Consider the following 12,538-nt stretch of genomic DNA (forward strand, 5'->3'; position numbering starts at 1 on the left):
AACGAGTTTACAAGTCAGCATGCGGGTTAAAATTTGCGGCATTACCAAACCAGACCAAGGACGAGCGATCGCAGAACTGGGAGCTACGGCTTTAGGGTTTATCTGTGTTCCAGCTTCCCCTCGCTATGTTTCGGCTGACCAAATTCGTCAGGTAGTAGAGCAGTTACCCCTTAATCCCCAAACAGGTCACTTAGTAGATCGGATCGGTGTGTTTGCCAACGCAACGTTAGCTGAGATTAGTCAAGTCGTCGCGATCGCTGGCTTGAACGCTGTTCAACTGCATGGCGCAGAAACCCCAGAATTCTGTGCTCAGGTACGTGAGACATTACCAGACACAGAAGTGATTAAAGCGCTCAGAATCAAAACGGCAGCAGCACTCCAGGAAGCCGCCGCTTACTATAGTCACGTTCATACCCTTCTACTGGATGCTTATCACCCTGGAATGCTAGGAGGCACAGGTGTCACCCTGGACTGGCAAAGCTTGCAACAATTTGCGCCCGCTTGTCCTTGGTTTTTAGCTGGCGGCTTAAACCCAGACAATATTATTCAAGCACTCGCTCAACTACAACCCGACGGTATCGACCTCTCAAGTGGAGTTGAGCGATCGCCCGGCGACAAGGATTTAGCCCAGGTGGCTCAACTCTTTCACCAACTTCAACAAACACAAAAAATAGGGGTCAGTTAGACTCACCCCTACCTTTTTTATTTTGCTCCCCTTCCCTGCTAGGGAAGGGCTGGGGGTTAGGTCACCCAGAATGGTGCTTTAGAAGAAAGAAGGACGATGACGAATCAGGTTGAGAAACTCTTCACGAGTTTTCTGGTCATCCTGAAACACACCGACCATCGCGCTGGTGACTGTCCAAGAGCCTGGCTTCTGCACACCCCGCATCACCATACACATATGAGTCGCTTCTATGACAACAGCCACACCTTTGGGATCCAAAATCTGTTGTACCGCTTCAGCGATCTGACGAGTTAGGCGCTCTTGCACTTGTAAGCGACGGCCATACATCTCAACGATCCGAGCTAATTTGCTCAGACCTACCACCTTTTGGTTGGGGATGTAAGCAACATGCGCTTTGCCCATAAACGGTAACATGTGATGTTCGCAGAGACTGAAAACATCAATGTCTCGCACCAAGACCATTTCGTTGTGGCCTTCATCAAAAATGGCACCATTCACCAGTTGCTCTAAAGACTGGGTATAGCCACTCGTAAGAAAGCGCATAGCATCTGCCACTCGCTTGGGAGTTTTCAGCAATCCCTCTCGCTCCGGATCTTCTCCAACCCCTAGCAAAAGAGTCCGGACGGCATCTGCCATCTCATCCTTGAGTTCGTTATCCGCAGGAGGAACTACTTTGGCCTCTTGACCATGAAGTGTATTGCGATCGGGCCGAACTTCAGGGGTTATGGAATCAGACACAGTAGGTACGTTAGAGCCGGTAGCACTGTTGGAAGAAGCAGTAGTCATAAGTTAGAGATTTTGTAGCTGCAAAGTGGGTGTTGCTGAATCAGGAGTGGGAAAAACTTAAAACACTCCTGCGTTGGGCATCAAGGTTAACTCTTCCATCACAGCCTGCTTGGGTAAAAGCACGGCTTGTAGAATTACTTGAGCCACAACTTCTGGTGTTAACATCGCCGAGCGGTCGAAGTCAGCCTGAACACTCTCAGTATCCCAAAGCGGTGTGTTAACTGAGCCTGGACAAATAGCAGAGACACGAATACCGTTAGCTCGTTCTTCAGCCGCTAGGGCTTTGGAGAGGGCCATGAGGCCAAACTTACTGACGCAGTAAGCTCCCCAGTTGGGAAAAACTTGCTGCCCTCCAATGGACACCACATTAATGATGGTTCCCTGTTGGCGATCGCGCATGCTAGGCAAAATACCTTGGATGCACTGAAACACACTTGTCAGGTTGAGATCCAGCACTTGTTGCCAGTCATTTAATGGAGTTTCCATTAGACTGCCGGTGTAGGCAATGCCAGCATTGTTAATCAGGATGTCTAGTGGACCAAAATCTGCTGCGATCGCACTCATGCGCTCTTTCACTTGGTCTACTTGAGACAAGTCCAGCGGATAAGTTTTCACTGTAACGCCTGCCTGTCTCGCCTCATCGGCGACCGCCGCCAACTTCGATTCAGAGCGGCTGACTAACGCCAAATGAATCCCAGCTTCGGCAAACGCTAAGGCCGTTGCTTTGCCAATTCCACTGCTCGCTCCTGTAATCAGAGCGTGCCGTTCTATTAGAGAAGCCATGAAATATCCTGATTCGCTCTCATCAATTCCAGCAATCTAAGCTATCGGAAACTTGAGATTCGCTGATGCAATTTTTAAGTAGTTAGTAAGCAAGTTAATCGTTGCCGCAGCACAACCACAGCTTTAAAACCAACCGAAGGGATTCCCTGTTTGAGACCATTTCACTCCCGTTGAATTTTGAGAATCTCTCTCTTGTCTTTAAGCAGTTAGTGGTTGCAGGTCGCGACCAGAACGAGCACTTCCATGGTGAAGCATTTAGAGGCCACCGAGGAAATGTAAAAAAATGTTACCTCGTGAATTATATCACTCAGAATCAAGGCCGCCTACTCGTAGGCGATCTAAGCTCCCTAGCTAGGTAGTGGTTAGGGCAGATTTGTGCCTTAAATTCAGAATCAAGGTTGAGCTAATCAATCTGGAATCAACTATGCCGTGGCCTCTAAGAAAACACCAATATTACGGAATTTTTGATAACGCAGTTCTCGCCGTTGCTGATTCGTCATTTGGCTCAAATCTTCCAAATGCTGTAGGAGAGCCTGCTTTAAAGTTGCCGCCGCTTCCAAGGGGCTAGAGTGCGCGCCCCCAATTGGTTCTGGCAAGAGTTGGTCCAAAATGCCTAAGCTCTTTAAGTCCCAGGCCGTAATTTTTAGGGCTTCTGCGGCTTGAGGAGCTTTACTAGCATCCCGCCACAGGATTGAAGCACAGGCTTCAGGGCTAGCCACGTAATACACAGAATGCTCGAACATTAACAGGCGATCGCCGACGCCAATTCCCAGAGCACCACCAGATCCGCCTTCGCCAATCACGGTACAAATAATTGGCACGTCTAGCCGAAACATTTCCCGCAGGTTATAGGCGATCGCTTCCCCTTGCCCAAACCGCTCAGCATCCAATCCAGCCCAAGCCCCAGGCGTATTAATAAAGGTCAAAATTGGCATCCCAAAGCGATCGGCATGCTCCATCAATCGCATGGCTTTGCGATAGCCACCCGGTGCTGCCTGACCAAAGTTGCGAGCCACGTTGTCTTTAGTGTCTCGCCCCTTCTGATGCCCCAAAATCACCACAGGCCGACCCGCAAACCGAGCTATGCCCCCGACCAAAGCAGGGTCATCGGTGCCTCCGCGATCGCCATGTAACTCCATCCACTCGTCACTAATCGCTTGAATGTAATCGAGGGTGCTAGGCCGACGAGGATGACGTGCTACTTGAAGCCTTTGGGCAGGAGACAAACTGCTGAAAATTTCTTGGCGAAGTTGCAAAGCTCGCGCCTCAAGCTGACGGATCTGATCAGACACATCGACGTCATTTTCTTCCGCAAGTTCACGAATCTGATGAATTCGTGCCTCTAGCTCTGCCAAGGGCTTTTCGAAATCTAAAAGAATAGGTCTGCGTTCAGTCGTTGCCATGCCAGCGCCACACTACTCCGAAGTAACAGTTACAGAAAGATCCTGAGGCTTCGCTACCCTGCCTCTCAAACCAGGCTACACCCTCTTGCACCCTTAATTAAATGTGGTTCGCACTTCCCAATCACCTTTAAATACAGTTCAGTAGCGAAATATCTACTACTTAGGGTCTTTGAGTTTCCTGGCTCTGAAATTATTGCTAGATTCCATTCTTGTGGATGCAAAAGGGTACTCGTAAACATCGACAAGGGAAACCAGCTACTTTACATGACTGGCATATCAGAATCACCTTACTGCGCAGCAACATTCACGGCAAGATCTTCAGTTTTAGCACCTTTATCATCAAACCAAGCTACTCCCTCCTGCACCATTGTCAAACGCAATATATATTTTCCAGGAACGTCAGGAGCTTTAATTTTTGCACTCAGGAGAATGGATTCTTGAGGCGAAACCTCCAAAGGCAGTTCAGTTCGCTCTCCATCCCATACTGCTACTTTGCCATCCAGTCCAATCCAGTGGTAGGCAAAACGCACAGGCTTTAAGCCTCTAGCTAACCAAAGGAAGTTACTGGTATTTTTGACCCTAACCGGCAGCGTCACCACTGAACCCAGTTTCAGACTATTAGGAGGATTAAGCACTTCTATAGCTTGCGCAAAGATTTGAAACGGGAGCTGAGCTGAATAAGAAGTAAAATTGCCCGCAAAACTCCGGTATTGAATTTTTCCATGGGGGGCAACAACAGATTCCGCTTCTGTGTAAGCTGTTGGAAGAATAACGCACAACTGCCCCTTAAAGTTTTTGGGTAGCAATTTGGCAACCTGGTCTAAATTCTTACGAGGTTCATTCGCCATAGAACCGTCATAGCCAGGAGGCGTCCAGCCTGAATATCCATTAATCACAGGGACATTAGCTCGAATACCTGCTGCCATCGCAAACATCTGTTGCGACCAAAAACTAGGGTCTGCAGTCGTAGCTGAGACATAAGCAACATCACATCCTTTTTTCATCACCTCCTGCATTTCTAGTTCCACTTGGGTAAAAGGAGTCTTTTCATAGCTCATTAAGCTTAAGGTGACTTGCTCAGACAAGCCCAAAAGACAAACCACACCCGCTAGCAATACTCGCCATCTTCGAGATTGATTTGCTTTTTTGATGTACGAATCAAAGCAGACAATTACCGCAATCAATAGATAGAAGTAAAGAACAAGCGATATTCGAGTTACTGCTCGAATTGCAGAGCCTCCAGGCACAATTTCATAGACAGTTCGCCAAAGAGAGAAATGACCAATTTTGAGCGACAGAATAAAGAGAATAGCGACGACTACCAAGCAGGTCTTAATTAGCAATTCCCTTTCGAAAGTCAGCAATTCTTTCTTTCGCCAAAGAATATAAAGTGAAAGCCCTGTTAATAGGACAGCTGCAAAACCTAAAAATAGATGATGCTCAACAGGCCAAGGCAGAAAATTCTCAGGCTGGGAAGATAATAAAGGCCACCATAAACTACCAGGAGCAGGACGTAGCCAAGAAGTAAACTTGGGCAATATATCTGCTACTTCTGAATAAGGTCTTCCACCAATTAGCTTTTTCGTTTCTAGATAAGGGGCGAATAGCCCAACAATCAAGATAAACCAAGCTAAAACTGCGGCAATAAAGACTTTGTAATTTTTTCTAAGATATTCAAATAAATTCTGTTTAATATTTTTATCTAGAAACCAGGCAACCAAAAAAACGAAAGCCAAACTAAATAATAGAAACCAACCTAAATAAACTGAAGCCAATAATTGAAAGTAAATAAATAATAGCGTTAAAATTAAACGTTTGTTAGTTGGTTGACGAATAAAATCCCAACAAAACCAGAAAGCCAGGGGTGTAAAAAATTGAGGTAGTAGCTGTTGGTGACCTAGCTGGGAAACTCTTGGCATACCAAAAGTAAATAAGAAAGCTCCAAAAGCTGACAACCAAGAGTTCACCTTATAATGCTGCATTAATAATGCAAAGCAAACGAAGCACAGTGTTAAAACTGCAATCATCCACCATTGAAATGCTAATACAGAGTCAAACAAGGCTCTGAATAACCAATAAATAGGTGCTGAACCAAACATATTCTCTGAAAAAGCAAGAACATTTTTCAAGGGAAAAAAGAAAGGAGGAGACCATAATTCCCCAACGTAATCTTTGTTCACTAACAGCTGAAAAGAATGCTCCAACACATAGTTAACGAATCGAGTATCGCCTGGGTCAGGCTGCAAGCGTGAAAATCTGCTTATGAGTGTTGGATAAAAAGTTGTAAGAACACCAAAAACTATTCCTATGCCGTAAGGAAGGAAGGAAATCATCCTTCTATAGAACACTAGTAAATGATTCACAGTTTAAGGCCTACCTATTTAGAAGTACAGTAGAAATCAATCAACGCTTTGCACAAAATTCCTTTAAAGCTTCTTCAGTGATTTGACATTTAATTATAATCTTGGCTTCATAAGATTCATATTTTGAGCTGCTTGGAAATTCTCCAATTCCCTCTGCAATCAGATCAAAAACTAGTCGATATGAACCTAGTTCTTTAGGTAATGCTAAAGCACCGATCGCCTCAGCGATATGGTTTTGCTCTACGATACCACTCACAAAAAGGCGAGTCTCGAGCACCTGGGTATTAATATGATCAAATACTCTTAAGCGAACTCTTGTCTCCCCTGGTATAACCCCGCTTTCATAACCAAGCCATCTAGATGGTCCAGTATTTCTCAGCTTAGCCCTTAAAATTATCAGCTCACCTGGAGCGGAAATATCTGGTATGGGAACATATTTATTTAACTGTTGCGTATCAATTTTCTCAACTTCTTCAATCATTCCTGCTAGCTTCTGAGAATATATTGCTATGTTTTCAATGGGTTTAGCAATCTGAAAGAACAAACTTTTGGCATGTCTAGATAACTGAGTGTCTTTCAAGTCCCAAAGTCTTACAGGATAAGTGTCAACATTAATCGGCAATCCATTCCATTCTGCTTTACTAAAAGCACCTAGCACTTGAGAGAAAGTAGAAATCACCAAAAAAATTAGAAAAACAGTTAGACTTGAAATGAATATTTTTCGATTGCTTGACACAAAGTTGAATTGGCTATCAATAAAATATCCTATCAAGTAGCAAAGTATTGGATTTATATCACTAATAAATCTCGGGCCATATGAACCTCCAGCCCACCAAATTGTATAAAAGCAATAACTAAAAAACAAAATTATCCCAGCAATAGCTAAAGATGCAATTAGTCTTTCATCTTGACAATTTTTGGATTTCTTGAAAACTTGCCAGAAGCCAGGAATACAAAATATGACTATAGGTGAGAAGACAAAAATACCTCTACTAGGGCTAAATAGCAATCCCAAAAACCCTTGTAGAAACTGATCAAAACTAAATCTATAAAATGTCACCTCGTAAGCACTTCCTAAAGCTGTATACCCACCTAGGAAATCACCAAAATTGTAGAAGTTCCAAGCCATCCCCAAGAGGCTAATAGGAAGACCCAAAAGCAGAAATAATGCTGTTCTTCTATATATTGAGACTAAATACAATATCGCCGCAATAGAGAAAAGTAAGTTAGTAGGTCGAATAATAGGTAACAACCCACAAAAAAAACCTGCTAAAAACAGCAGGAATCTGAGGTGGTTTTTTTCGGTTCGATTAGCTTTTAGCAAGCATAAGAGCAGACTTGCCAGCACTAAGTTAGTCGCAGTATGCTGCCATAAAGCTTGAGAACTAGTCATCCAAGTGTTTGTGGCAAAAGCATATATGAAAGTAGAAACAAGAGAGGTGGCAAGAGGAAATTTCAGACGACTAGATATATAAAAGATGACAACTGACAGGGAAGTAGCTAGTGTTGCCGCAAGTTTTTCAAAAGCTTGTCTATAAGGCTCAAAGCTTGCATTAGTTAAATTAAAATCAAAGGGAATACCTGTAATGTTAGTTTTTATAAAAGCTATTACATCTAAGTAAATCGAAAAAACTAAATAAATTGGCAAACTAACAATAGCAGTGCCAATTGGGTAGACAGAAACTAGATGATTGCTTTTAGACTCTGCAAAAAAATACGGTAGACCATCGTAGCCTTCAAAAAAATAGTTATTTCTAAAAGAATCAAAGTAAAGAGTATGGTTCTTTAGCCAATTCAACGCTAGTAATGAGTTAGGTAAAGAATCTCCAGTACTTATTAATTTTTTATTGGCTAGATAAACGACACAACAAAGCGTAAAAACAAGAAGGCACTCAATATATAAAATATTCTTTGATTTTTCAGCCTGCATCTTCTGACTAGCTCAGAGCTAGAATCAAGGAAATAGGTTGTACTTCAAAATACAGTAAATGGCTCGAAATCCATCCTTCCAGCCAATTTTTTTACCTTCTTTATAGGTTCTACCATAGTAGGATATGCCAACTTCGTAAATTCGGCAGTCCATCTTAGCAACCTTTGCAGTCACTTCAGGCTCAAAGCCAAAGCGATTCTCTTCAATCTTGACCGCTTGAATTACCTCACGTTTGAAAGCTTTATAACAAGTTTCCATATCAGTGAGATTAATATTAGTCAGCATATTAGAGAGAGTAGTTAAAAACTTATTCCCTAACATATGCCAGTAGTAGACAACTCGGTGGGGTCGGCCTCCCATAAAACGAGATCCAAAAACTACATCTGCTTTGCCGTCTAGGATGGGTTGGATCATCAAAGGATATTCTTGAGGGTCATACTCCAAGTCTGCGTCTTGCACAATGACGATGTCTCCAGTAGCCGCTTGAATACCACTACGTAGGGCGGCTCCTTTGCCATAATTCTTCTTGTGGTAGAGCACCTGATCAACTTGCGCCTCTATAGCGGAAGCTAATAGATTCCTAGTGCCGTCTGTAGAACAATCATCCACAATGATGATTTCTAAGTCTTTGATTGGAGAGGCCTTGACTGCTTTAACGATCTGCTCAATACTGCCTAATTCGTTAAAGCAAGGGATTACTACAGTTAGCTTCATCTGTTGACAGTTCTATTTAACAACAGTGCAGAAGTTGTTCATCCAAAGCTGAAAATATTGGTGATGGAAGCTACGAAAGTTAGTTTCTCCCACAAGCACCTTCCTCAACTTTTGTCGGTTATAGTACCTTTTATGATCTCTAATCTCTGCTTCAGATACAATTTTTAATTTATAGGCTAAGAACTCCAGAATGGGTTGTGCCCAAATGGAGGGTACAGTGATTATTAGCTTACCGTCAGGCTTTAAAACCCGATGAATTTCTTGCAAGATTTGATGCTCGTGTTCAATATGCTCTAGCACAGCTAGCATCGTTACTACGTCAAAACTGGCATCCGCGAAAGGCAGGGAACCATCAAACTTGAACTGTAGAGTTTTGATGTTTTTGAACTCTACAGTGTCTACTTTGAAGTCTACTCCAAAGCCTTGGGCAATACGAGGAGCGATCGCTTTTAAGAAAACTGCTGCTCTGCCACATCCTACATCCAGAACCGTGGAGTTTGGAGCAATTCGAGAAACGACTCTCTGAAGCCGCATCCATCGCAGTATAGGCTCTAAAAAGGGTTCACTCATAATTTTAGAGAGCATTTCTCCCAGGATATTTTGATGCTTTTTGGGAAGGCAAAAAACATCAAACAGCGCATCAATTATCTCAAGATCTGAGCCAATTATTCAATTTAAAGTAATAAAGGGCGAAATCCATGTTTCACTGAGGCATTTCCAATCTGATCCATTTTGTCAACCGTAATTTGGTTGCGCCCCCAGGAAAAATTGGTATGCCATTTCTCGAATTCTAGAAGCATAGATTCTGCAAAGCAGGCAAACAGTTGACGTGCAGGAGCGTCCATACTGACGATCTGCATAATTCGCCAATCAATGTCGAGGGAGTGCTCCACAATGCCGCCGTTCAAAACATGCACACCAGGATGCTGAATCTTAGTCCCTAAGTTTTTCGGGTAGCCACCATCAATCAGCAAACAAGGCTGCTTTAAGGCAGACGGATCAATCTCTACACCTTTGGGCATACTAGCCACCCAAACGACAATATCCGCTAAGGGTAAGGCTTCGTCCAGCTCCATGACTTTGCCACGACCCAATTCTGCTTGCAAATCGAATAAGCGCTCTTGATTGCGGGCAATGAGCAACAGTTCTGCCACATCTGTCCGAGCATCTAGCCAGCGGCACACGGCACTGCCAATATCTCCAGTAGCTCCACAAACCGCAACTGTCGCTTTCGAGAGTTCAATCCCTAATTGTTTTGCTGCCTGTTCAACTTGACGACAAATAATATAGGCCGTGTGAGTATTACCAGTGGTAAAGCGCTCAAACTCCAGCTTGATATTCCGGACCTGCTGAATTTGATTTAGATTAAAATTCTCAAAAATGATTGAAGAGAATCCACCTAGAGCTGTGATGTTAAGGCCATGCTTTTGAGCGTGGGCCATGGCATTAATTACTTTGCGAGTAGCTGCCTTGATGCGTCGTGTGGCCAACATTTCAGGCAAGAAGCAAGATTCAACGTACTTGCCTTCAATCTTTTGGCCCGTCAGGCTAGTGACCGTGATAGTGTCAACAATTTGCGGGGGAGCACTACACCAAAAATCTAATCCTTGATCAGCGTACTCTGGGTAGCCTAGCTCTCTGGCAACAGATTGGGCGTGTTCTAAACTAGTGAGGTGACCGATAAGACCAAACATGGACGGTTGGGGAGCCTACGATTCAGGCTAGCTTTAGGTTAGTAGTAATTGAAACGGGTGATTGCTCAAAGCACTCAAAAATACTACATAAATTTGCCGATCAGTTGGTAGGTTCTGATCGGCAAATTCGTGCATGTACTAAATAGCGATCGCTCAGTAGAAAACAACTGACTCTGATCAAAAGGAAAGATTTGCAGTGGGTTGCCTCATCAGACTCTTGAGGTTGCCTGAATGTTCCTAACTTAGGCAGCAGCAAGACCGTAAGCAGACATACGCATGATATCGCGAGTGCTAAAACCAATGTTGCTCAGCGCTTCACCATACTGGATCATGAAGTCTTCTACTAGAGCTTCTTTTTCCATGCCCAAAACCTGAGCGTCTTCTGCGACTTGGTTCAACATGCGCCAAACCAAAGGTAGGTTCTGCCGATTCGCTACTTCCAGCTCAGCTTTAGCAGTTTCAAAGTTAGCTTTGAGCCATTCTTCTCCGTAGTTCAGATGACTGTACTCATCTTTCACCACGCCTTCGGTGATTTTACGCGCGAAGTCGTCAGCGACGGGAATATAGATGTTGTAAGCTGCGATCGCAAAGCACTCAATAATGAGGGATTGAATCAGCAAGCAAGTCACAATCTGGTTGTTTGCCGCTGCGACCTGAAAATTACCATGCAGGTCAGAGAAGAACTGACGAGCAAACTCCATATCTGGCGTGACTTGAAGATTACGACCACAGGCTTCAAAGCCTTTCTTATGGCGATTCTCCATTCTGGCTAGACTCACCAATTGATCGTGATTGTCCGGCAGCATTTCAGCCAGCTTCAGGTAATTTTCGTGAGCCTCTTGTTCGCCTTCAATCACAATCGCGTTAATCCGACTGTAGGCATCTTTGTAGGCTGCGCTATGGAAGTCAATTTCTAGACTGGCCTCAAGCTGCGGCATGGATCTCTTGTCTCCTCATCATGAATCAGTCGGTGATAGTTCGACTTGGTAGAACTATGGACTAAAGATTGTGACGGCAGAATGTAAATTATTAATTTACAACCTTAAGTTACTTTAACCTTTTTTAATGGCGGATCGACCAAGCAGAAAGTGGGAATATCACAAGTTGACCCGTGAGTCGATCACTAAGCAGTTGCATCGAGACTCACGCTACTGTCTATCTATGACCTTACAGCATGAATAAGTAAGAAAACTCACCCAATGGTCATATTTACCATAACTATCAGCGTACAAGATTACTAAACCAGCGCACGAGGCGAACCGAGCGTGAGTCAGAATTTACCCGCAAAACTTAATGTCCCAGTCTCTCCCTCTGTCAAACCTGTCTGGAGTTGGGAGCGGACTTTGGCGTGGTTGAATGGCCTGCTGCTGCTCGTTGGGGCTGCGGTTGTTTTGTCTCCCCTTGCCATCGTTTTCTGGACTTCCTTGACACCGACTCCCGCACTCAGCAACGTAGGTGAAAACTTTGCCTCAAGATGGTCTTGGGACAGTTATCGGGAAGCTTGGCAGCGAGGCAACTTTTTGTTGGCTTTCGCCAATTCGACGCTGGTGGCGATCGCCGTAACAGGGTTGCAGACTCTCACATCCGCTTTGGCAGGTTACGCTTTGGCTCGCTTCCAGTTTTGGGGGCGGCAGGCAATTCTCTTGCTCGTCTTGGCTACACTCGTGATTCCGTTTCAACTGTTGGTGATTCCGGTTTTCCTGATTTTGAAGTGGGGTCACTTAATTAATACCTACGGAGCGCTGATTCTACCCACAGCAGCCAACGGATTTGGCATTTTTTTGCTGCGACAGTATTTCCAAACGATTCCGGTGGAACTAGAAGAAGCTGCAGCTTTAGACGGAGCGACTCGTTGGCAAATTTTGTGGCGAGTGATGCTGCCGTTGGCTCGTCCAGCCTTAGTGACGCTATTCCTGTTTACTTTTATTGGTGAGTGGAATGATTTATTCAAGCCGCTCGTGTTTACGACTCGTCCAGAATTACAGACTGTCCAGTTATCTTTGGCCAGTTTTCAAGAGCAATTTACAAACAATTGGCCTTTGATGATGGCAGCGGTGGTAATCGCAACTGTTCCAGTGGTGCTGCTGTTTTTGGTGGGGCAGCGGCAGTTCATCCAAGGTATTGCCACTACAGGAATCAAAAACTAGATGGTAGTTTCTACTACAGACTTGAATCCTCAA

11 protein-coding genes are annotated in these 12,538 nt (G+C 44.2%); 2 read left to right on the plus strand and 9 right to left on the minus strand.

Annotation, left to right across the window (positions count from 1 at the left end; genetic code table 11):
* Positions 1-19: 19 nt before the first annotated feature.
* Positions 20-685: a phosphoribosylanthranilate isomerase gene (locus H6F68_RS13835; RefSeq protein ID WP_190559797.1), complete on the plus strand. Its 666-nt coding sequence runs from the start codon at positions 20-22 to the stop codon at positions 683-685.
* 78 nt (positions 686-763) lie between these two features.
* Here H6F68_RS13835 and folE read toward each other — a convergent pair whose 3' ends face one another.
* The 9 genes from folE to H6F68_RS13880 all read right to left on the minus strand — a co-directional run bounded on the left by folE (position 764) and on the right by H6F68_RS13880 (position 11,296).
* A complete protein-coding gene (gene folE, locus H6F68_RS13840) occupies positions 764-1,471 on the minus strand; it encodes a GTP cyclohydrolase I FolE (RefSeq protein ID WP_190434647.1) in 708 nt (235 codons plus the stop codon).
* A 57-nt stretch (positions 1,472-1,528) separates the two neighbouring features.
* A complete protein-coding gene (locus H6F68_RS13845; protein ID WP_190559799.1) occupies positions 1,529-2,254 on the minus strand; it encodes an SDR family oxidoreductase in 726 nt (241 codons plus the stop codon).
* Positions 2,255-2,676: 422 nt separating this feature from the next.
* Complete coding sequence (accA, locus tag H6F68_RS13850; protein WP_190559801.1) at positions 2,677-3,657, minus strand: acetyl-CoA carboxylase carboxyl transferase subunit alpha; 981 nt, start codon at positions 3,655-3,657, stop codon at positions 2,677-2,679.
* A 287-nt stretch (positions 3,658-3,944) separates the two neighbouring features.
* The gene (locus H6F68_RS13855; RefSeq protein WP_206755526.1) at positions 3,945-6,020 is read right to left on the minus strand and encodes a hypothetical protein; all 2,076 of its coding nucleotides are present in this window, start codon (positions 6,018-6,020) and stop codon (positions 3,945-3,947) included.
* 40 nt (positions 6,021-6,060) lie between these two features.
* Positions 6,061-7,950, minus strand: coding sequence for a hypothetical protein (locus H6F68_RS13860; RefSeq protein ID WP_190559805.1), 1,890 nt, complete (start codon positions 7,948-7,950; stop codon positions 6,061-6,063).
* Positions 7,951-7,974: 24 nt separating this feature from the next.
* Positions 7,975-8,664 carry a glycosyltransferase family 2 protein gene (locus H6F68_RS13865; protein ID WP_190559807.1) on the minus strand — a complete coding sequence of 230 codons (690 nt, stop codon included), beginning with the start codon at positions 8,662-8,664 and terminating at the stop codon, positions 7,975-7,977.
* 12 nt (positions 8,665-8,676) lie between these two features.
* Positions 8,677-9,234, minus strand: a complete 558-nt coding sequence (locus H6F68_RS13870; protein ID WP_190559809.1) for a class I SAM-dependent methyltransferase — start codon at positions 9,232-9,234, stop codon at positions 8,677-8,679.
* A 104-nt stretch (positions 9,235-9,338) separates the two neighbouring features.
* Positions 9,339-10,358, minus strand: a complete 1,020-nt coding sequence (locus H6F68_RS13875; protein ID WP_190559811.1) for a long-chain acyl-[acyl-carrier-protein] reductase — start codon at positions 10,356-10,358, stop codon at positions 9,339-9,341.
* Positions 10,359-10,600: 242 nt separating this feature from the next.
* A complete protein-coding gene (locus H6F68_RS13880) occupies positions 10,601-11,296 on the minus strand; it encodes an aldehyde oxygenase (deformylating) (protein ID WP_190559813.1) in 696 nt (231 codons plus the stop codon).
* 327 nt (positions 11,297-11,623) lie between these two features.
* Between H6F68_RS13880 and H6F68_RS13885 the strand changes: the two genes are divergently transcribed.
* On the plus strand, positions 11,624-12,505 hold the full coding sequence (locus tag H6F68_RS13885; RefSeq protein WP_313930119.1) for a carbohydrate ABC transporter permease: 882 nt from the start codon (positions 11,624-11,626) through the stop codon (positions 12,503-12,505).
* Positions 12,506-12,538 lie beyond the last annotated feature (33 nt).

The organism is Trichocoleus sp. FACHB-262 (genome assembly GCF_014696035.1).
Lineage (GTDB): Bacteria > Cyanobacteriota > Cyanobacteriia > FACHB-46 > FACHB-46 > Trichocoleus.

Excerpts from the sequence above, each read along its gene's own strand:
- folE (WP_190434647.1), bottom strand. The coding sequence starts at position 1,471 with ATGACTACTGCTTCTTCCAACAGTGCTACCGGCTCTAACGTACCTACT.
- accA (WP_190559801.1), bottom strand. The coding sequence starts at position 3,657 with ATGGCAACGACTGAACGCAGACCTATTCTTTTAGATTTCGAAAAGCCC.
- H6F68_RS13845 (WP_190559799.1), bottom strand. The coding sequence starts at position 2,254 with ATGGCTTCTCTAATAGAACGGCACGCTCTGATTACAGGAGCGAGCAGT.
- H6F68_RS13880 (WP_190559813.1), bottom strand. The coding sequence starts at position 11,296 with ATGCCGCAGCTTGAGGCCAGTCTAGAAATTGACTTCCATAGCGCAGCC.
- H6F68_RS13835 (WP_190559797.1), top strand. The coding sequence starts at position 20 with ATGCGGGTTAAAATTTGCGGCATTACCAAACCAGACCAAGGACGAGCG.
- H6F68_RS13875 (WP_190559811.1), bottom strand. The coding sequence starts at position 10,358 with ATGTTTGGTCTTATCGGTCACCTCACTAGTTTAGAACACGCCCAATCT.
- H6F68_RS13860 (WP_190559805.1), bottom strand. The coding sequence starts at position 7,950 with ATGCAGGCTGAAAAATCAAAGAATATTTTATATATTGAGTGCCTTCTT.
- H6F68_RS13865 (WP_190559807.1), bottom strand. The coding sequence starts at position 8,664 with ATGAAGCTAACTGTAGTAATCCCTTGCTTTAACGAATTAGGCAGTATT.
- H6F68_RS13870 (WP_190559809.1), bottom strand. The coding sequence starts at position 9,234 with ATGAGTGAACCCTTTTTAGAGCCTATACTGCGATGGATGCGGCTTCAG.